Below are 18,423 nucleotides of genomic sequence, written 5' to 3'. Positions count from 1 at the left end.
CGGGCATTGCTCTTTTAAGTGTCCGGCGGTTGAGCTTGCTTTCCATTGCCTGCGGCATTGCATTGATCGTGCCTACAGGCATCCGGGTTCTGTGCCTTAAGTTGCAATCGAAGGGCGTCGCGCGTTGTGCGTGGCGCCCTTTTTGTGACTAGCGGGACTTTTCTCTCGCGATGAGCGTCGTTCATTTGTATAGGAATTGAGAAGTTCTGCATACTCAGAGTCCGTTCCCAGGCAGAACGGCGCAACTGGCGTATTTGTCTGGCTGGGCGCAAGCAACTTTGGGAATATATGAGCTGTCTGTAAGGTATTCGGTTCGAATACATCAAGGAGGAACCATGGAATACAAGATCACTGGTTATCAGCCCGAGAAGCTCTTCCACTTCTTCGAGGACATCAGTGCGATCCCGCGCGAGTCGGGCAAGGAGAAGCAGATCAGCGATTTCCTTGTTGCTTTTGCCAATGAGCGCGGTCTTTGGGTGTACCAGGACGAGGTCAACAACGTCATCATCAAGAAGCCCGCATCTGCCGGCGCCGAGGGCGCTCCGGCTGTCATGCTGCAGGGCCATATCGACATGGTGTGCGACAAGCTCGCCGGCGTTGAGCATGATTTCGAGAAGGACGGCATCGACCTGATGGTCGTCGACGGCATGCTGACCGCCAACGGCACCACGCTGGGCGCCGACAACGGTATCGCCGTCGCACTTATGATGGCGATTCTCGACGATGACACGCTGGTTCATCCTGCGCTCGAGTGCGTGTTCACCACGGATGAGGAGACCGGCCTGGTTGGTGCCGAGACGCTCGACAAGTCCCAGATCGATGCTCGCATCATGATCAACCTCGACTCCGAGGAAGAGGGCGTTGCCACGGTGAGCTGTGCTGGCGGCGTGGTTGCCACCATCACGCGTGCGGTTACGCGCGAGCACATCGCGGGCAGCACGCTTACGCTCGAGATCTCCGGCTTGCTCGGCGGTCACTCCGGCGCTGACATCCACCTGGAGCGCGGCAACGGCGACCTGCTCATGGCTCGCATCATCGAGCGCCTCATGGCCGCGGGTGATGCTCGTCTGGTGAGCTTCAACGGCGGCACCAAGGACAACGCCATCAACCGCGAGTGCACGGCTGTCGTCGCGTATGCTGACGCTGCAGCTGCACAGGCGGGTGCCGAGATCGCTAAGAACGTTGTCGATCAGATTACCGCTGAGCTCGAGGTCTTCGACCCCGGTTTCACTTGCGCCATCACCGTGGCAGACGGTGCCGAGGTCGACGCCATGTCCGAGGCCGATGGCCTTGCCATGATTCGCGCCCTGCGTCTCGCCCCCAATGGCGTGATGCGTCGCAACGTTGCCGCCGATGGTGCCGTTGAGGTTTCCTCCAACATCGGCGTGGTCGCCACGACTGACGACGAGATCAAGATCCTGCTTTCCCCGCGTTCGTCCATCACCTCGCTTCAGGACGATGTTAAGGACCGCATCCAGACGCTCGCCGACACTCTTGGCTTCAATGCCAAGTTCGAGTACGAGTATCCGGGCTGGAGCTACGCTGAGCACTCCGCCGTCCGCGACGTCTTCAAGGAGAGCTACCTCGGTCTCTTCGGTACCGAGCTCAAGATTGAGTCCATCCACGCCGGTCTTGAGTGCGGACTGTTCGCGGCCGCTCTTGACGGCCTTGATGCCATCGCCGTGGGCCCGCAGCTCTACGACGTCCACACGCCCGATGAGCGCATGGACCTCAAGTCTGCCGAGCACTTCTACACGCTGCTCGTCGACGTTCTCAAGCGTCTCGCCGCGTAGAAAGCGCGATTGATACGCACGTAGTGTTTCGCGACTCATTTTGAGCTCCTAAGTGCCCCGCAGCTCTTGTTGCGGGGCACTTTTCTGCAATTCAAGCCAGATAGTGGCAATTTTTGCCAGATTGTAAGGTTTGGAATCTGCTCGAAAGCGAGTTTTGCGCTCACTTGCTATTGCAGCGTTGCCGTGAGGTGATGCCAGTTTTACAGAACCGCAGGTATCGAGGGTGTGCGCTTTTCCATTAACTTCCTGAGGTGCCGTTGCGCCACGGGCGCACGTTCACGAGAGCTTATAATCTGGCAAAAGTTGCCACTTTGGACCTTGTTTGCGAAAAAACTTTCAGCTTTGCTATCAAAAGGGGGACTCCATGACCAAGTTCAGCCACGTTATCATCCGCCGTCCCGGCAAGTCTCTGAGTAACGGCATCACGAGCGCTCCCGAGCTCGGCCAGCCCATCTACGAGCGCGCCGTCGAGGAGCACTACGATTACGAGCACGCGCTCGAGCAGTGCGGCGTAGATGTCACCGTGCTGCCGGCGCTCGAGCAGTATCCCGACAGCTGCTTTGTGGAGGATCCGGCGGTCATCACCCGCTGCGGCGCCGTCATCACCAACCCGGGAGCCGCCTCCCGCAACGGCGAGAAGGACGAGATCGAGCCGGTCGTCCGTCGCTTCTTCGATGACGGGCATGTGAAGCACATCGTTTCCCCCGGCACGCTCGACGGAGGCGACGTCATGATGGTCGGCGACCACTTCTACGTCGGCCGCTCCGCCCGCACCAACGAGGAGGGCATCCGCCAGTTCTGCGAGATCCTCGAGGGCTGGGGCCTCGAGGGCTCCGAGGTCCCGCTGGAGGAGGTCCTGCACCTCAAGACGGGCGTGAACTACATCGAGGACAACAACATGCTCGTCTCCGGCGAGTTCATCGACAAGCCCGACTTCGCCCGGTACAACAAGGTCGTCGTGCCCGAGGACGAGGCGTACGGCGCCAACTGCATCTGGGTCAACGGCACCGTCATCGTGGCCGAGGGCTACCCCGCCGTGCTCAAGGCCGTGCAGGATCTTGGCTACAAGACGCTTGTTGTCGACACCTCCGAGTACCGCAAGGTCGACGGTGGCCTCTCCTGCCTGTCTCTGCGTTTCTAATCCACAATCTCGCGTTTTTACCTGAATCGGTTATGATAGTGCGCCATTGGGTACACGGGGTTTCGACACCAAATATTGAGCATAGACGAGGTTGACGCATGTTAGATAGATTTACCGACCGCGCACGTAAGGTCATGTCGCTTGCCAAGGAAGAAGCGAAAGCCCTTCACACCACCAAGGTGGGTACCGAGCATCTCCTGCTTGCGCTTGCAAAAGAAGACGAGGGTATCGCTGCCGAGGCGCTGCGTAGCCTCGAGATTTCTTACGACGATATTATGGCGGAGCTCAAAGGCATCCGTGAGGCAAACCCTGCAGGTTCTGAGCCCGAGGACGCGAAACTCGCGTTCACGCCGCTCGTGATTTCCACCATGGAAAAGAGCTTCCGCATTGCGCGCGAGAACAACCAGACCTACGTTTCCACCGAGCATCTGCTCCTCGCCGTGGTGAGTGAGACCGATGGCGTTGCCATGGATATCCTGCGTCGCCTGGGCGTTTCTGCCGCGAGCGTCCGTTCTGCCGTGGAAAAGCTCACGGAAAAAGACCAGGGCAAGCAGCGCCCCATGGCGGGTGCCGGTTCTGGTCGCCCCGGCGCGGGCCTGCCGTTCTTCGGCGGCACGGGCGCCGGTGCGCAGGGACAGGCCGGCACGATGCTCGAGCAGTTCGGCACCAACCTCACCGAGGAGGCGCGTAAGGGCAAACTCGACCCGGTGATTGGACGCACCAAGGAAATCTCCCGCATGATGGAGATCCTCTCGCGTCGCACCAAGAACAACCCGCTGATCCTGGGCGATCCCGGCGTGGGCAAAACCGCCATCGTGGAGGGCCTGGCACAGGAAATTGCTGCCGGTAACGTGCCCGAAAATCTCATGAACATGAACGTGTGGACGCTTGACCTGCCAGGTTTGGTGGCGGGCGCCAAGTACCGCGGTGAGTTCGAGGAGCGCCTCAAGCGCGTTATCGCCGAGGCCACTGAGGCCGACGACATCATCCTGTTCATCGACGAGATGCACACGCTCATCGGCGCCGGTTCCGCCGAGGGCTCCATCGACGCGAGTTCCATGCTCAAGCCCGTGCTCGCGCGCGGTTCGTTCCAGATCATCGGCGCCACCACGGCAGAGGAGTTCCGCAAGTACCTTGCCAAGGACCCGGCGTTTGAGCGCAGGTTCCAGGCCATCGACATCGAAGAGCCGAGCATCGAGGATACCGTTGCGATTCTCAACAAGCTTGCGCCCAAGTACGAAGAGCACCACCACGTACGCTACACGCCTGCCGCGCTCGAGGCTGCGGCGAGCTTGTCGGCCCGCTATGTCCAGGACCGCTTTCTGCCCGACAAGGCTATCGACCTCATGGACGAGGCCGGTGCCCGTGCACGTATCGCGCGCAACAGGGCTCCCGAGTCCGTGCGCGAGGCGGAGAAGAAGGTTTCCGAGCTCAAGGCTGCAGTTGAGAAAGCCACGGAAGACGACGATATGAACAAGGCTGCCGAGCTCAAGGAGCAGCAGCAGGCTGCCGAGATTGCGGTGGGCGAGGCCCGTGCCGCATGGAATGCCGAGCTCGAGGCAGCGCCGCTCATCATCGACGTGCCGCAGATCGCCGACATCGTGTCGGTGACTTCGGGCGTGCCCGTGAGCGACCTCACCGAGGACGAATCTCGTCGTCTGCTCGCTTGCGAAAGCGTGCTCAAGACGCGCATCATCGGTCAGGACGAAGCGGTTGCGGCTGTGGCGAAGGCCATCCGCCGTTCGCGCTCGCCGCTCAAAGACCCGCGTCGCCCCGGTGGTTCGTTCATCTTCCTCGGTCCTACCGGCACGGGTAAAACCGAGCTCGCCAAAACGCTCGCCGAGTACCTCTTCGGCAGCAAGGACGCTCTCATCAGCTTCGACATGTCCGAGTTCTCCAGCCAGTACGAAGTATCCAAGCTCATCGGTTCGCCTCCGGGATACGTGGGCCACGAGGAGGGCGGCCAGCTCACCAAGGCCGTGCGTCGCAACCCGTACTCGGTCGTGCTGTTCGACGAGATCGAGAAAGCGCACCCCGACATCTTCAACATCCTGCTGCAGGTGCTCGATGAGGGTCGTCTCACCGACAGCCAGGGCAAGACGGTCGACTTCCGCAACACCGTGGTCATTATGACCTCGAACGTGGGCGCGCGCGAAATCGCGCAGGACGCGACCGTGGGCTTTGGCACCACGGGCGAGGGCGGCCTTACGGCAAACGAGATCAAGGGCCGCGCGATGGGCGAGCTCAAGCGCTTGTTCCGTCCCGAGTTCATCAACCGTGTGGATGACATCGTGGTGTTCCAGAAGCTGCGCGGCGAGAGCCTCACCAGAATCGCGGAGCTGCTCGTGGACGACCTGCGTCAGCGCTTGATTGCCAACGGCATGAACATCGTGCTCACCGATGCCGCAATCGCGAAGATCGTGGCCGAGGGCACCGATCTCACCAACGGTGCCCGCCCGCTGCGCCGCGCCATCCAAAAGCTCATCGAGGACCCGTTGTCCGAGGAGCTGCTGGCAGGGGAGTGGAAGGCGGGCGACACCGTACTGTGCGATGTGGCCGACGACAAGTTCGTGTTCAGCCACACGGCAGGCGAGATTCCCGCACCGCGCTCGCATGGTGAGCTGGGTGCGAGTTTTGACGCGCCTGCCCCGCGCAACGCAACCGCTGCGCCGCGCGTTTCGCGCACCTCGGGCGGTTTGACCCAGATGGGTGCCGGGGCTCAATAGGCGAGGCACGGGCCGGGGCCGCAGGGTATCGCCGTGGCGTGTCACACGGATACCGCAGCTCGGTTGGCTTGCGCCGCCAGCGTCCGGTAGGCGCATGCGGCCAGCAGCTAGGAGGTGCATATCGGCACCTACAGAGGGCACGTCAAAGGGACGGTTTTCGGGCCGTCCCTTTGCTTTCAGGGACTTCGCAGTTTGTAGTGGCAGTGCATATGGTGCGTGGCGTTCGTGCCTCAGTCTCTTGTCGTGCGAACTTTGGGCTGTTTTTAGGCGTTTGTCTCCTGTTTCAAGCTTTCAAATGCCAAATAACAGCCCAAAGTGCGGTGCGCACGACAGTCGCCTCGAGCTTATGCCAAATAACAGCCCAAAGTGTGTGGGGGTGCTCGACCGTCCGAGCTAGCGGGCGAATAACAGCCCAAAGTGCGATGCGCTCGATTGCCAAGCCATCGCAATGCGCCGCCTTCCTTCGCGAAACTTTTGTACAAATCTGTGGGAGACTTCGATTTCGTGCGAAAATACAGCGGGCGTATGAAAAGGAGGACTGACGTGGAAGTGAAAAGCACCGAAGAGCGTATGAAAGAGGCGGTTCGCCTCACTGCACCGGGACAGCCTCTCCGCACAGCCCTCGACATGATCATCGCCGGCCACATCGGAGCCCTCATCTGCGTGGGCGACACCGAAACCGTGCTGTCCGCCGGCAACGACGGCTTCCCTCTCAATATCTCCTTTACGAGCAACCGACTGTTCGAGCTGTCCAAAATGGATGGCGCCATCGTCATCGACGGCGGACTCAACAAGATCTTGCGCGCCAATTTCCATCTCAATCCCGATCCGTCGCTTGCCACGAGCGAGACGGGTATGCGCCATCGCACCGCCGCGCGCATGAGCGTGCTCACCAACTCCACCATCATTTCGGTTTCCGAACGCCGCGGCGTGGTGAACGTTTACGTAGACGGCAAGTCGTATCAGATCAAGCCGGTCACTGAGATCATGAGCTCGGTGACGCAGCTCGTTTCCACGCTGCAGACCACGCGCTCCTCGCTCGACCGCTCGCTGCTGCGCCTGACCGCCCTCGAGCTCGACGACTACGTCACCCTGGCGGACATCACGAGCATCTTCTCGAGCTTCGAGATCATGGAGCAGGCAAAGCTCGACTTGCAGCGCTGCATCATGGAGCTGGGTACACAGGGCAAGATCGTGCAGATGCAGCTCGAACAGCTTGCGGGTACGAGCATGGAGACCGAGTACAACCTCATGATCCGCGACTACGCCGCCGTGGCGAGCGAGGAAAACGCCGCACGCATCCGTGACGAGTTTTCGAACATGTCCGCCCAGGACCTCGCCAACCCCAGCAAAATCGCCGCCGTTTTGGGTTACGACGACCTCGACGAGGATTCCGTCATGTCCCCGTTAGGTCTGCGCACCCTCACGCGCGTGTCCGTGGTGCGCGATGGCGTGGCCGAGCGCATCGTGGACGAGTACGGCTCGCTGCAGGACCTCATGGACGACATCAAGAAGGACCCCGATCGCCTGGGCAACTTCGGCGTGAACAACCCCGCGATTCTCGCCGATTCGCTTGCGCGCATGCACGGCAGCAAGCGCGAGGCTTAAGGGAATCGTTGTGAGTGCACAGGGCTTCCCGCGCACGTGCGCGGTCATCGTCGCCGGCGGGGCGGGCCAGCGTTTTGGCAACCCCGAGGGCAAGCAGCTTATCGTCATTGCCGGAAAGCCCCTGCTTGCGTGGACGCTTGAGGCTTTTGACCGAGCCCGCCATGTGGACCATATCGTGGTGGTGTGCCCGCCCGATCGCGAGCTCCATGTGTGCGATGAGGTGCTTTCGGAGTATGCCTTCGAGACGCCCATCACCTTCGCCCCTTCAGGAGCGGAGCGCCAAGATTCGACGCGCAACGGCATGAACGCAGTGCCCGAGGGTTTTGAAATCATCGCCGTGCACGACGGTGCCCGTCCTCTCATCTTGTCCGAGACCATCGACGCCGCCCTCGAGGCGCTCGTCGCCGCCGACGGGGGAGAGCAGAGCGACGCGTCTGCCGGACAGGGGCTTTCCAGCCATGTCTTGGACGGTATGGTGTGTGGACAACCGGCGGTCGATACACTCAAGATCGTCGATGAGCAGGGCGTTTTTCTTGAGACGCCGCAGCGCAGCCGCTATTGGGCTGTTCAGACGCCTCAGATCTTCTGGGTCGACGCGCTTCAGCGCGCGTACGCCTGGGTGGAAAAAACCGGTTTTGTAGGCACCGACGATTCGTCGCTTGTCGAGGGTGCGGGTGGCCGTGTTCGCGGCTTTGAGGCGCCGCGCGACAACCTCAAGGTGACCCTGCCCGAGGACGTTCCCCCGGTCGAGGCAGTTTTGCGCGCCCGCATGGGTTAGATTGCAGGCGAGGGGACTTCCGCTCCACGCCCCCAGTTGTGGAGTTGCCTGCATAGATAAAGTTTCCGAAACAATCCAACGCGTTTGGGCGTATAGTAACGACTGTTGTGTCGGCTCCTGCTGTCCATTTGTCATGTCGCGACTCAGCCTGTTGCGTACATGCGGACGTCAGGAGGCACGAGGCTAACCCGTCCGTAGTGGTCGGGCGAACCGAGTGTCTGAGATTGCCCTAAAAGAGGAGGAAGCACGCCTTGTGTGCGGCGACCGATGATTGAAGGGCAAGGTCAGGTGCTAGGTTCGTTCACGAGGCCAACCCCGTGCTTAAAACCCCAAAGGAGTTAAACATGGCTGAGAAGTACGTCCCGCGTCTGAAGACCAAGTACAACGAAGAGGTCAAGCAGGCCCTCCAGGACAAGTTCAACTACCCCAACGTCATGATGATCCCCAAGATGGAGAAGATCGTCGTGAACATGGGCGTCGGCGAGGCCGCCACTGATTCCAAGGCCATCGACGGTGCCGTGCGCGACCTGCGCACCATCACCGGTCAGCAGCCCATGGTGACCCGCGCCCGCAAGTCCATCGCTTCCTTCAAGCTGCGTGCCGGTATGCCCATCGGTGCCAAGGTCACCCTGCGCGGCGACCGCATGTGGGAGTTCTTCGACCGTCTGACCGCCGTCGCGATCCCCCGTATCCGCGACTTCCGCGGCATCTCCCCCAAGAGCTTCGACGGCCGTGGCAACTTCTCCATGGGCGTGACCGAGCAGCTCATCTTCCCCGAGGTCGACTTCGACTCCGTCGACCACACCCGTGGTATGGACATCACCATCGTCACCACCGCGAAGACCGACGAAGAGGCTAAGGCCCTTCTCGACGCCTTCGGCTTCCCGTTCAAGAAGTAGTAACCTGCGCCCCGGGGAACAAGGGCGGCGCGCGCAGATCACGCGTCGCCTTCCCGGAGCTCAAATATGCCATGTGAGGAGGAAATAAGTGGCTAAGACATCGATGATCGTCAAGTGCAATCGCAAGCAGAAGTTCTCGACCCGCGAGTACACGCGCTGCCAGCGCTGCGGCCGTCCGCACTCTGTGTACCGCAAGTTCGGCCTGTGCCGTGTCTGCTTCCGTGAGCTTGCACTCAAGGGCGAGCTTCCCGGCATCAAGAAGGCCAGCTGGTAAGTCACTGCCAGCGTGCGCCCTGGGCACACGCTCAGTTGGCGCGCAAGGAAGACGTGTCTTATAGGCTTCCCTGTTATGGGCAGGGGAGTACCGTAGGCACGGACTCATCAAGAACGAAGGAGAATCCGCATGAATCTCACTGACCCGATCGCAGACATGCTTACGCGCATCCGCAACGGCAATGCTGCGAACAAGGCCGAGGTCTCGATGCCGAGCAGCAAGAAGCTCGTCGAGATCGCTCGCGTCCTTTGCGAGGAGGGCTACATCGAGGGTTACACCGTCGAGGACACCACTCCCGCCAAGACTCTGCACATCACCCTTAAGTACGGCCCCAAGAAGACCAAGGTCATCAACGGCATCAAGCGCTACTCCAAGCCGGGTCTGCGCAAGTACGCCGGTTGCAAGGACCTTCCCCGCGTCCGCGGTGGTCTGGGCACTGCCATCGTTTCCACCAGCCAGGGCGTTATGGCCGACCGCGATGCTCGCAACAAGGGCATCGGCGGCGAGGTCATCGCTCTCGTTTGGTAATTCGTTCGGCGAGTAGAAGGAAAGGAGAACACCGTGTCTCGTATCGGTAAGAAGCCTGTCCAGATTCCCGCCGGAGTCGAAGTGACAGTCGACGGCACGCACGTTGCCGTTAAGGGCCCCAAGGGTACTCTTGAGGCTGATTTTTATGAGAAGCTCACCATCGAGGTTGCCGACGGCGTGCTGACCGTCTCCCGCCCCGACGACGAGCGTGAGACCCGTGCCCGTCACGGCCTCACCCGCGCCCTGATCCAGAACATGGTCACCGGCGTGTCCGAGGGCTACACCAAGGTCCTCGAGCTCGCGGGCGTTGGTTACCGTGTCGCCCTCAAGGGCAACACGCTCGACCTCTCCCTCGGCTATTCCCACCCGGTGCTGTACGAGGCCCCCGAGGGCATCACGTTCGAGTGCCCCGACAACACGCACATCCACGTGAAGGGCATCGACAAGCAGCAGGTCGGCCAGGTTGCCGCCGAGATCCGTGGCAAGCGTCCGCCTGAGCCTTACAAGGGCAAGGGTATCCACTACCTGGGCGAGCACATCCGTCGCAAGCTGGGTAAGGCCGCCAAGTAGTAGGCGTTTCCACGTCGTAAGACCAGCACCCCGTCAGGTGCTGGCAGGACTCATAAAAGGAGTTTTCACATGAACAAGCAACAGGCAAAGCGCGCCGGCCTCAAGCGTCGTCAGCGCCGTGTCCGCGGTAAGATCTTCGGCACCCCCGAGCGTCCGCGTCTGCGCGTAGTCCGTTCCAACGCCAACATCTACGCCATGATCGTCGACGACCTCAAGGGTCACACCCTCGTCTCCGCCTCCACGCTCGAGGCCGAGTTCAAGGGCACCAAGACCGGTAACAAGGAGGCCGCCGAGAAGGTCGGTAAGCTCATTGGCGAGCGCGCTCTCGAAGCCGGCATCAAGACCGTTTCCTTTGACCGCGGTGGCCGCATCTACCATGGTCGCGTCAAGGCCCTCGCCGACGGTGCCCGCGCCGCCGGTCTCGAATTCTAGGAGGTAAGAGCATGGCTCGTAATCAGCAGAAGCAGCAGCGCGAGGCCTCCGAGTTCGAGGAGCGCGTCGTTTTCATCAACCGTGTTGCCAAGACCGTCAAGGGCGGTCGCCGCATGAGCCTCGTGGCCCTCGTGGTCGTGGGCGACGGCAAGGGCAACGTTGGCCTGGGCATGGGCAAGTCCGCTGAGGTGCCCCTGGCCATCTCCAAGGCGTCCATCGACGCCAAGAAGCATATGTTCCACGTGCCGGTTACCGAGGAGGGCACCATCCCGCACGACGTGATGGGTCACTTCGGCGCTGCGGATATCGTTATGCGTCCGGCAGTCGAGGGTACCGGTGTTATCGCCGGCGGTGCCGTGCGTCCGCTCTTCGAGCTCGCTGGCATCAAGAACATCCTTTCCAAGTCCCTTGGCTCCGACAACGGCCTGAACATCATCAAGGCCGCTGCCGATGGCTTGCAGCAGCTCGCCAGCCCCGAGGATGTCGCTGAGCGCCGCGGTCTCACCGTTTCCCAGATGTTCGTCGGGAAGAAGGAGAACTAGGCATGGCTACCATCAAGATTAAGCAGGTCCGCAGCACCAACGGCTGCAAGGAGGATCAGCGTCGCACCGTGCGTGCCCTTGGTCTGCACCGTATCAACGATACGCGCGAGATCACCGACAACGAGGGCGTCCGCGGCATGATCTTCAAGGTCAAGCACCTCGTTGAGATTGTAGAGGAGTAACAATGCAGCTTCATGATCTTACTCCGGCTCCGGGTTCCACCCACAGCCGCAAGCGCGTTGGTCGCGGTAACTCCGGTAAGGGCGGCACCTATGCCGGCCGTGGCCTGAATGGCCAGGGTTCCCGCTCCGGCGGCACCAAGGGTGCCGGCTTCGAGGGCGGTCAGACCCCGCTCGCGATGCGTCTGCCCAAGCTCCCCGGCTTCCGCAATCCTCGTCGCATCGAGTTCACCGCTGTGAACGTTTCCACGCTCGAGGCCAAGTTCGAGGACGGCGCCGTTGTCGATGGCGTCTCCCTCAAGGCCGCCGGCATCACCAAGTCTGAGTTCGAGCCCGTCAAGGTGCTCGGCAACGGCGAAATCACTAAGAAGCTCACGGTCAAGGTCGACAAGGCTTCCGCTTCCGCGAAGGCCAAGATCGAGGCCGCTGGCGGAAAGGTCGAGCTCCCGTGCTAACTGGTCTGAAGAACGCATTCCGCATCAAAGAACTCCGCGGAAAGATTCTTTTCACCATCGCGATGCTCGTCGTGTACCGTATCGGTGCGCACGTTCCGGTGCCCGGCATCCCCTTCCAGGGGATGTCGGCCCTTTTTGCATCTGCCGGCGATTCCTTCGCCAGCGGCGCGATGGCGCTGCTGAATCTTTTCTCGGGCGGTGCACTGTCCTACGTCTCAGTGTTCTCGCTCGGTATCATGCCGTATATCACGAGCTCCATCATCATGCAGATGCTCCAGACCGTTGTCCCGAGCCTGCATGAGCTGTCTCGTGAGGGCGAGGTTGGTCAAACCAAGATCACCCAGTACTCCCGCTATCTTACGCTCGGTCTCGCGCTGCTGAACTCCATTGGCTACCTGTTCCTCTTCAAGAGCTTCGGTATCCAGTTCAACGGCATCGAGGGCACGCCCGAGATCATCTTCGACATCATGGTCGTGGGCACGCTTGTGGCGGGCGCCATGCTCATCATGTGGATCGGCGAGCTCATCACCCAGCGCGGTATCGGCAACGGCATGAGTCTCATCATCTTCGCCAACATCATGGCTGGTCTGCCCCAGGCGATTTTCCAGTCCATCGAGTCCGGCGCCACGGGACTTGTCGTCACTGCCGTCATCTTCGTGGTGATTCTCTGCGTTATCCCGTTCATCGTGTACCTCGAGCGCGGCCAGCGCCGTATCCCGGTGCAGTACGCCAAGCGCGTGGTCGGTCGTCGCATCATGGGTGGTCAGTCCACCTACCTGCCGATCAAGGTGAACACCGCGGGCGTTATCCCCATCATCTTCGCGAGTGCCCTGGTGTACTTCCCGGCTCAGCTCGCCGTGTTCTTCCCCAACGTGGGTTGGATGCAGACTTTTGCCGGCGCTCTGTCAAGCGGTTGGATCAACTGGATTCTCAATGTCGTCCTGATCGTGTTCTTCGCGTACTTCTATACGTCCATGGTGTTCAACCCGGACGAGACTGCCGAGAACCTCAAGCGTCAGGGTGGCTTTATCCCCGGCGTGCGTCCCGGTAAGCAGACCGCTGCCTACATCAAGAACGCACTCAACAAGATCACGCTTCCGAGCGCCGTGTTCCTGGCACTCATCGCGATCGTGCCTTCCATCGTGTTCTCTTTCACGAACAATGCCCTTATCCAGGCCTTCGGTGGCACCTCCGTGCTCATCATGGTCGGCGTTGTCCTGGACACCATCGACAAGGTGGAAAGCCAGCTCAAAATGTACGACTACGACGGTTTCTTCAAGTAAGGCGCAAAGGAGTCTTATATGAACATCGTGTTGTTGGGCGCCCCGGGCGCCGGTAAGGGTACGCAGGCCCAGCGCCTCGTCGCCGACTATGGCGTTGCCCACATTTCCACCGGTGACCTGCTTCGTGCCGCCGTCAAGGCTCAGTCTGAGCTCGGCATTGCCGCGAAGAAGTACATGGACGCCGGCGAGCTCGTCCCTGACCAGCTCGTGATCGACCTCGTGAAGGAGCGCCTTGCTGCCGACGACGCGCAGAAGGGCTTCATTCTCGACGGCTTCCCGCGCAATACCACGCAGGCCGTGACCCTCGACACCGAGCTTTCGGCCATGGGCCGCGAACTCGACGGTGCGCTGCTTGTCGACGTGCCGGCAGAGGTCATCATCGACCGTCTGTCCTCTCGCCGCACCTGCCGTGACTGCGGTTACACCGCAGGTCCCGACACCGAGGTGTGCCCTAAGTGCTCCGGCGAGATGTATCAGCGCGATGACGACAAGCCCGAGACCATCAAGAACCGCCTCGACGTGTACGAGAAGAACACGAGCCCGCTCGTGGAGTACTACCGTGGCCAGGGCATCCTGAAGGTCGTCGACGGCAATCGCGACATCGACGTGGTCTATGCCGACGTGAAGGATGAGCTCGGTCTATGATCAAAATTAAGTCTGCCGCCGAAATTGAGCAGATGAAGAAAGCCGGGGCGCTGTCTAAGATGGCGCTCCGGCACGTTGGTGCTATGGTGCGTCCTGGCGTGTCCACTTTTGAGCTCGACCAGCTTGCCGAGCAGATCATCCGCATGCATGGCGGCACCCCTGCATTTAAGGGGTATTGCGGATTCCCGGGCACCATTTGCGCTTCTCTGAACGACGCAGTTGTGCACGGCATCCCCAACCCCGATATCATTCTGCGCGACGGCGATGTAATCTCCATCGACACCGGCGCTATCGTCGACGGTTGGGTGGGCGACAACGCCTGGACCTTCTTCGTGGGCAATCCTGCGCCCGAGGTCAAGGCACTGTGCGAGTGCACGCTCGATTGCCTCAAGGTCGGTATCGCCCAGGCGGTTCCCGGCAATCATCTGGGCGACATCGGCTTTGCCATCCAGTCGCTCGCCGAGGGTAACGGCTACGGCGTGCTGCGCGATTACGTCGGTCATGGCGTTGGCCGCAACATGCACGAAGACCCCAATGTCCCGAATTACGGCAAGAAGGGTCGCGGCGTCAAGCTTCAGGCGGGTATGGTCATCGCCATCGAGCCCATGATCACGCTTGGCACCAACCACGTGCACACCGGTCCCGACGGTTGGCTCGTCTCGACCAACGACGGTTTGGCCGCTGCGCACTACGAGAACACGATCGCCATCACGAATGACGGTCCCGTGATTCTCACACAGGACGCGCAGGGCCCGTGGTGTCAGCTTCAGGGCGGCATGATGTAGCCAACGCGTGGACTGCGTGTAAAAATAATATCGGGAAACCGACAAAGTTATGGAGCGATTGAGTAAATCGCTCCTCTGTGTTTTGTATGTTGTAACATGCACTATTGCTGTCGTTTCTAGAGAAAGATGATGCCAGTGAAGAAGGAAGATGCAATCGAGCTCGAGGGTACGGTCACTGAGCCGCTTCCCAACGCAATGTTCCGCGTTGAGCTGGAGAACGGTCATTCGGTTCTGTGCTCCATTTCGGGCAAGATCCGCATGAACTACATCCGCATTCTGCCGGGCGACAAGGTCGTGGTGGAGCTTTCCCCGTATGACCTCACGCGCGGTCGCATTACCTATCGCTATAAATAGCAGCAGCCCATACGCATGTTTTCGAACTGGGGGGAATGCTCAGCCCCGCAGTTCGTTTTTGTGCGTTTCCAGCCTGAGTGATTAACGCCTGCGGCTGGGCGAGTAGATAACATTCCATTTGTAGCTTGAGCACTACCGAAAGGAAGAACGATGAAGGTACGCCCTTCCGTCAAGAAGATGTGCGATAAGTGCAAGATCATCCGCCGCCATGGCAAGGTGCTCGTGATTTGCGAGAACCCGCGCCATAAGCAGCGCCAGGGCTAAAGAGAGGAGATTCACGTGGCCCGTATTAACGGCGTCGACCTTCCGAACGAGAAGCGTGCGGAAATCGGTCTGACCTACATCTACGGCATCGGTCGCACTACTGCAGCGAAGATGTGTAAAGAACTCAACATCGCTGATGGTACCCGCATCAAGGATCTCACCGAGGAGCAGATCTCGGCGATCCGCGATTATATCAACGACAACGGCATGATGGTCGAGGGTGACCTCCGTCGCGAGCGCACCCAGAACGTCAAGCGCCTTATGGACATTGGCTGCAACCGCGGCCTCCGTCACCGCAAGGGCCTCCCTGTTCGCGGTCAGCGCACCCACACCAACGCTCGCACCCGCAAGGGTCCGAAGCGTCAGATCGGTGCTAAGAAGAAGAAATAAGGGAGACTGACGCATCATGGCTACTGCAAAGAATAAGCGCGGCGCCACCACCCGTATCAAGCGCGCCGACCGTAAGAACATCTCCGTGGGCCAGGCTCACATCCGTTCTACGTTCAACAACACTATTGTTTCCATCACCGATCCTGCGGGCAATGTCATCGCTTGGCAGTCGGCTGGCACGGTGGGCTTCAAGGGCTCCCGTAAGTCCACGCCGTTCGCCGCTCAGATGGCCGCCGAAGCTTGCGCCAAGGCCGCCATGGAGCATGGCATGCACAAGGTCGCCGTTCTCGTGAAGGGCCCCGGTTCGGGCCGCGAGACCGCGATCCGCTCTCTCCAGGCTGCCGGTCTTGAGGTTACCAGCATCCAGGACAAGACCCCCATCCCGCACAACGGCTGCCGCCCCAAGAAGCGTCGCCGCAACTAACTGAAAGGATCGATTAACTATGGCAATCGACAGGACTCCGGTTCTTAAGCGCTGCCGCCAGCTTGGGATCGATCCCGCAGAGTTGGGTTACAGCAGCAAGAAGGAATCTATCCGCCAGCCTAAGCGCCGTCGCAAGGAATCCGAGTACGGCATGCAGCTGCGCGAGAAGCAGAAGGTCAAGTTCATCTACGGTGTTCTTGAGAAGCAGTTCCACCACTACTACGAGCATGCTCTCCGTATGGACGGCATTACCGGTGAGAACCTCATGATCATCCTCGAGACCCGTCTCGACAATGTGGTCTTCCGCCTTGGTTTCGCCCGCACCCGCAAGGAGGCTCGTCAGACCGTCCGTCACGGTCACTTCACCGTGAACGGCAAGCGCGTCGACATCCCGTCCTACCGCGTGAAGCCCGGCGATGTCGTGGCTGTTGGCGAGAAGTTCCGCGATCTTCTCCCCATCAAGGAGGCCCTCATCTCCTCCGAGCGTTTCGAGGTCCCCGGCTGGCTCGAGGTCGACATCGAGAAGCTCTCCGGTAACGTTATTTCCCTGCCGACTCGTGAGCAGATCAGCGGCGATATCAACGAGCAGCTCATCGTCGAGCTCTACTCCAAGTAATCGTTCGCGCGCCCCGCTGGAGGTTATTACATGTCAGAATTCATCAGGCCTCAGGTTCACGTCGAGGAAATCAGCGACACCGCTGCGCGTGTGTCCGTCGAGCCGCTTGAGCGTGGCTATGGCGACACGCTGGGCAACTCCCTGCGCCGCGTGCTGCTGTCTTCACTCGAGGGTGCAGCCGTCGAGGCCATCCAGATTGATGGCGCCCAGCACGAGTTCACCACGATTCCCAACATGGTGGAGGATGTCACCGACATCGTCCTCAATGTGAAGGGCCTCGTGTTCCGTACGCTTGGTACCACCGATGAGGGCACCGCGACCATTTCGGTCGACGGTCCCTGCGAGGTGACCGGCGCAGACTTCTTCATCCCGTCCGAGTTCGAGCTCGTCAACCCCGAGCAGCACATCGCGACCCTCAACGAGGGTGGTCACCTGACCATGAGCATGCGCATCGGTTATGGCCGCGGTTACGTGTCCTACGAGCAGAACAAGCGCGACAACGATCCGATCGGCATCATCCATGTCGACTCGCTCTTCTCGCCTGTGGCGCGTTGCGCCAAGCTGGTCGAGGCTTGCCGCGTTGGTCAGCACACCGACTACGATCGACTCGTCCTTGAGATCGAGACGAACGGCGCGATTTCCCCGCGTGACGCTGTGGTCCAGGCTGCGAACATCATCAACCAGCACATGGCTGCGTTCATGACCCTGGCTGATGAGCCCGAGGCGGAGGAAGAGGTTTCCATCTTCGCCCCCGAGGTGACGAGTGACAATGTTGAGCTCGACAAGGAGATTGAGCAGTTGGACCTTTCCGTCCGCTCCTACAACTGCCTGAAGCGCGCTAGCATTCACTCGGTGCGTCAGCTGGTCGAGTTCTCTGAGAACGACCTTCTGAACATCCGCAACTTCGGCGTGAAGTCGATCGAGGAAGTCAAGGACAAGCTTGAGTCCATGGGCCTGAGCCTCAAGGCTTAACCCAGGTATTAGAGGAGATTCTAGAACCATGCGTCACAACAAGAAGAAAGGCCTGAAGCTCGGCACCGACGCCAGCCACACCAAGGCCATGAAGAAGAGCCTTGCCAAGGCGCTCTTCGAGAACGACCGCATCAAGACCACTGAGACCCGCGCCAAGGCGCTGCGCAGCTATGCCGAGCCCATCATTACCTGGGCTAAGAAGGGCGACCTGCATTCCCGCCGTCTGGCCATCGCCGCTCTCGGTGACAAGAACCTTGTTGCAGAGATTTTCGACAAGGCCGCTCAGGGCATGTGGGCCGACCGCAACGGCGGTTACACCCGCATCATGAAGCTCGGCCCCCGCAAGGGCGACGCGGCTGAGATGGTCATCATCGAGATCGTCTCCGAGCCCTGCACCCCCAAGGCCAAGAAGGCCACCCCGGTGAAGGCCGCCAAGAAGGTCGAGAAGGTTGAGGAGGCTGTCGAGGAGACTGCCGCTGAGGCCGAGGAGACCGTGGTCGAGGAGGCCGCCGAGGCTCCCGTCGAGGAGACTCCGGCTGAGGAGACCGCTGAGTAGCATTTGCTACGGGCATCTTATGTATGTAAAGGGTGGTTCCTTTGGGGGCCGCCCTTTTTGCGTCTTGGTTTCAACGCGCTTTCGTGCGAACCTAGGGCTGTTTGCAAACGGCGTATGCCAATTCATCCGCTTGTACATCTACTATCTACGCGCTGTTGCGTGAATCTAGGGCTGTTTTTCGGCATTTGGCTCCCATTACAGGCCCTCAT

23 protein-coding genes are annotated in these 18,423 nt (G+C 60.4%); all 23 read left to right on the top strand.

Annotated elements, in window-relative coordinates:
- Positions 1-335: 335 nt before the first annotated feature.
- The 23 genes from C1711_RS03360 (at position 336) to rplQ (ending at position 18,214) form a co-directional block, all read left to right on the top strand.
- Entirely contained in the window at positions 336-1,793 is a 1,458-nt protein-coding gene (locus C1711_RS03360) for an aminoacyl-histidine dipeptidase (RefSeq protein ID WP_102337792.1), read from the top strand.
- Positions 1,794-2,157: 364 nt separating this feature from the next.
- A complete protein-coding gene (locus C1711_RS03355) occupies positions 2,158-2,934 on the top strand; it encodes a dimethylarginine dimethylaminohydrolase family protein (protein WP_102337791.1) in 777 nt (258 codons plus the stop codon).
- A 98-nt stretch (positions 2,935-3,032) separates the two neighbouring features.
- Positions 3,033-5,660: an ATP-dependent Clp protease ATP-binding subunit gene (locus C1711_RS03350; RefSeq protein WP_102337790.1), complete on the top strand. Its 2,628-nt coding sequence runs from the start codon at positions 3,033-3,035 to the stop codon at positions 5,658-5,660.
- A 525-nt stretch (positions 5,661-6,185) separates the two neighbouring features.
- Positions 6,186-7,268 carry a DNA integrity scanning diadenylate cyclase DisA gene (gene disA, locus C1711_RS03345; protein WP_199824875.1) on the top strand — a complete coding sequence of 361 codons (1,083 nt, stop codon included), beginning with the start codon at positions 6,186-6,188 and terminating at the stop codon, positions 7,266-7,268.
- Between the two features lie 10 nt (positions 7,269-7,278).
- Positions 7,279-8,046, top strand: a complete 768-nt coding sequence (locus C1711_RS03340; protein ID WP_102337788.1) for an IspD/TarI family cytidylyltransferase — start codon at positions 7,279-7,281, stop codon at positions 8,044-8,046.
- 344 nt (positions 8,047-8,390) lie between these two features.
- On the top strand, positions 8,391-8,945 hold the full coding sequence (gene rplE, locus C1711_RS03335) for a 50S ribosomal protein L5 (RefSeq protein ID WP_102337787.1): 555 nt from the start codon (positions 8,391-8,393) through the stop codon (positions 8,943-8,945).
- 88 nt (positions 8,946-9,033) lie between these two features.
- Positions 9,034-9,219 carry a type Z 30S ribosomal protein S14 gene (locus C1711_RS03330; protein ID WP_039910329.1) on the top strand — a complete coding sequence of 62 codons (186 nt, stop codon included), beginning with the start codon at positions 9,034-9,036 and terminating at the stop codon, positions 9,217-9,219.
- Positions 9,220-9,348: 129 nt separating this feature from the next.
- On the top strand, positions 9,349-9,747 hold the full coding sequence (gene rpsH, locus C1711_RS03325) for a 30S ribosomal protein S8 (protein ID WP_102337786.1): 399 nt from the start codon (positions 9,349-9,351) through the stop codon (positions 9,745-9,747).
- A gap of 33 nt (positions 9,748-9,780) precedes the next feature.
- Positions 9,781-10,317, top strand: coding sequence for a 50S ribosomal protein L6 (rplF, locus tag C1711_RS03320; protein ID WP_102337785.1), 537 nt, complete (start codon positions 9,781-9,783; stop codon positions 10,315-10,317).
- Between the two features lie 69 nt (positions 10,318-10,386).
- Complete coding sequence (rplR, locus tag C1711_RS03315) at positions 10,387-10,749, top strand: 50S ribosomal protein L18 (RefSeq protein WP_102337784.1); 363 nt, start codon at positions 10,387-10,389, stop codon at positions 10,747-10,749.
- An 11-nt stretch (positions 10,750-10,760) separates the two neighbouring features.
- Complete coding sequence (rpsE, locus tag C1711_RS03310; protein WP_102337783.1) at positions 10,761-11,291, top strand: 30S ribosomal protein S5; 531 nt, start codon at positions 10,761-10,763, stop codon at positions 11,289-11,291.
- A gap of 2 nt (positions 11,292-11,293) precedes the next feature.
- Positions 11,294-11,473 (top strand): 50S ribosomal protein L30, encoded by a 180-nt coding sequence (gene rpmD / locus C1711_RS03305; RefSeq protein ID WP_102337782.1) that lies wholly within the window; start codon positions 11,294-11,296, stop codon positions 11,471-11,473.
- Between the two features lie 2 nt (positions 11,474-11,475).
- Positions 11,476-11,925 carry a 50S ribosomal protein L15 gene (gene rplO, locus C1711_RS03300; protein WP_102337781.1) on the top strand — a complete coding sequence of 150 codons (450 nt, stop codon included), beginning with the start codon at positions 11,476-11,478 and terminating at the stop codon, positions 11,923-11,925.
- The gene (gene secY / locus C1711_RS03295; protein WP_102337780.1) at positions 11,919-13,208 is read left to right on the top strand and encodes a preprotein translocase subunit SecY; all 1,290 of its coding nucleotides are present in this window, start codon (positions 11,919-11,921) and stop codon (positions 13,206-13,208) included. The genes rplO and secY overlap by 7 nt, the downstream gene beginning before the upstream one ends.
- Positions 13,209-13,226: 18 nt before the next feature.
- On the top strand, positions 13,227-13,853 hold the full coding sequence (locus C1711_RS03290) for an adenylate kinase (protein WP_102337779.1): 627 nt from the start codon (positions 13,227-13,229) through the stop codon (positions 13,851-13,853).
- Positions 13,850-14,638, top strand: a complete 789-nt coding sequence (map, locus tag C1711_RS03285; RefSeq protein WP_102337778.1) for a type I methionyl aminopeptidase — start codon at positions 13,850-13,852, stop codon at positions 14,636-14,638. The genes C1711_RS03290 and map overlap by 4 nt, the downstream gene beginning before the upstream one ends.
- 135 nt (positions 14,639-14,773) lie before the next feature.
- Positions 14,774-14,992: a translation initiation factor IF-1 gene (gene infA, locus C1711_RS03280; RefSeq protein WP_009141477.1), complete on the top strand. Its 219-nt coding sequence runs from the start codon at positions 14,774-14,776 to the stop codon at positions 14,990-14,992.
- Positions 14,993-15,142: 150 nt separating this feature from the next.
- Complete coding sequence (rpmJ, locus tag C1711_RS03275) at positions 15,143-15,256, top strand: 50S ribosomal protein L36 (protein WP_006363204.1); 114 nt, start codon at positions 15,143-15,145, stop codon at positions 15,254-15,256.
- A 15-nt stretch (positions 15,257-15,271) separates the two neighbouring features.
- The gene (gene rpsM / locus C1711_RS03270; protein ID WP_102337777.1) at positions 15,272-15,646 is read left to right on the top strand and encodes a 30S ribosomal protein S13; all 375 of its coding nucleotides are present in this window, start codon (positions 15,272-15,274) and stop codon (positions 15,644-15,646) included.
- A gap of 16 nt (positions 15,647-15,662) precedes the next feature.
- Positions 15,663-16,070: a 30S ribosomal protein S11 gene (rpsK, locus tag C1711_RS03265; RefSeq protein ID WP_102337776.1), complete on the top strand. Its 408-nt coding sequence runs from the start codon at positions 15,663-15,665 to the stop codon at positions 16,068-16,070.
- Between the two features lie 19 nt (positions 16,071-16,089).
- A complete protein-coding gene (gene rpsD, locus C1711_RS03260) occupies positions 16,090-16,686 on the top strand; it encodes a 30S ribosomal protein S4 (protein ID WP_102337775.1) in 597 nt (198 codons plus the stop codon).
- A gap of 30 nt (positions 16,687-16,716) precedes the next feature.
- Positions 16,717-17,658 carry a DNA-directed RNA polymerase subunit alpha gene (locus C1711_RS03255; protein WP_102337774.1) on the top strand — a complete coding sequence of 314 codons (942 nt, stop codon included), beginning with the start codon at positions 16,717-16,719 and terminating at the stop codon, positions 17,656-17,658.
- 28 nt (positions 17,659-17,686) lie between these two features.
- Positions 17,687-18,214 carry a 50S ribosomal protein L17 gene (gene rplQ / locus C1711_RS03250; RefSeq protein ID WP_102337773.1) on the top strand — a complete coding sequence of 176 codons (528 nt, stop codon included), beginning with the start codon at positions 17,687-17,689 and terminating at the stop codon, positions 18,212-18,214.
- The last annotated feature ends 209 nt before the right edge of the window (positions 18,215-18,423 follow it).

Origin of the sequence: Collinsella provencensis (assembly GCF_900199705.1) — a bacterium.
GTDB lineage: Bacteria > Actinomycetota > Coriobacteriia > Coriobacteriales > Coriobacteriaceae > Collinsella > Collinsella provencensis.
The sequence above is the reverse complement of the archived record's forward strand: the minus strand, read 5'-3'. Positions and strand labels throughout refer to the sequence as shown.

Bases quoted from the DNA above. Each gene is read 5' to 3' on its own strand.
- C1711_RS03360 (WP_102337792.1), top strand. From the start codon at position 336: ATGGAATACAAGATCACTGGTTATCAGCCCGAGAAGCTCTTCCACTTC.
- C1711_RS03355 (WP_102337791.1), top strand. From the start codon at position 2,158: ATGACCAAGTTCAGCCACGTTATCATCCGCCGTCCCGGCAAGTCTCTG.
- C1711_RS03350 (WP_102337790.1), top strand. From the start codon at position 3,033: ATGTTAGATAGATTTACCGACCGCGCACGTAAGGTCATGTCGCTTGCC.
- disA (WP_199824875.1), top strand. From the start codon at position 6,186: ATGAAAAGGAGGACTGACGTGGAAGTGAAAAGCACCGAAGAGCGTATG.
- rplE (WP_102337787.1), top strand. From the start codon at position 8,391: ATGGCTGAGAAGTACGTCCCGCGTCTGAAGACCAAGTACAACGAAGAG.
- rpsH (WP_102337786.1), top strand. From the start codon at position 9,349: ATGAATCTCACTGACCCGATCGCAGACATGCTTACGCGCATCCGCAAC.
- rplR (WP_102337784.1), top strand. From the start codon at position 10,387: ATGAACAAGCAACAGGCAAAGCGCGCCGGCCTCAAGCGTCGTCAGCGC.
- rpsE (WP_102337783.1), top strand. From the start codon at position 10,761: ATGGCTCGTAATCAGCAGAAGCAGCAGCGCGAGGCCTCCGAGTTCGAG.
- rpmD (WP_102337782.1), top strand. From the start codon at position 11,294: ATGGCTACCATCAAGATTAAGCAGGTCCGCAGCACCAACGGCTGCAAG.
- rplO (WP_102337781.1), top strand. From the start codon at position 11,476: ATGCAGCTTCATGATCTTACTCCGGCTCCGGGTTCCACCCACAGCCGC.
- C1711_RS03290 (WP_102337779.1), top strand. From the start codon at position 13,227: ATGAACATCGTGTTGTTGGGCGCCCCGGGCGCCGGTAAGGGTACGCAG.
- map (WP_102337778.1), top strand. From the start codon at position 13,850: ATGATCAAAATTAAGTCTGCCGCCGAAATTGAGCAGATGAAGAAAGCC.
- rpmJ (WP_006363204.1), top strand. From the start codon at position 15,143: ATGAAGGTACGCCCTTCCGTCAAGAAGATGTGCGATAAGTGCAAGATC.
- rpsK (WP_102337776.1), top strand. From the start codon at position 15,663: ATGGCTACTGCAAAGAATAAGCGCGGCGCCACCACCCGTATCAAGCGC.
- rpsD (WP_102337775.1), top strand. From the start codon at position 16,090: ATGGCAATCGACAGGACTCCGGTTCTTAAGCGCTGCCGCCAGCTTGGG.
- C1711_RS03255 (WP_102337774.1), top strand. From the start codon at position 16,717: ATGTCAGAATTCATCAGGCCTCAGGTTCACGTCGAGGAAATCAGCGAC.
- rplQ (WP_102337773.1), top strand. From the start codon at position 17,687: ATGCGTCACAACAAGAAGAAAGGCCTGAAGCTCGGCACCGACGCCAGC.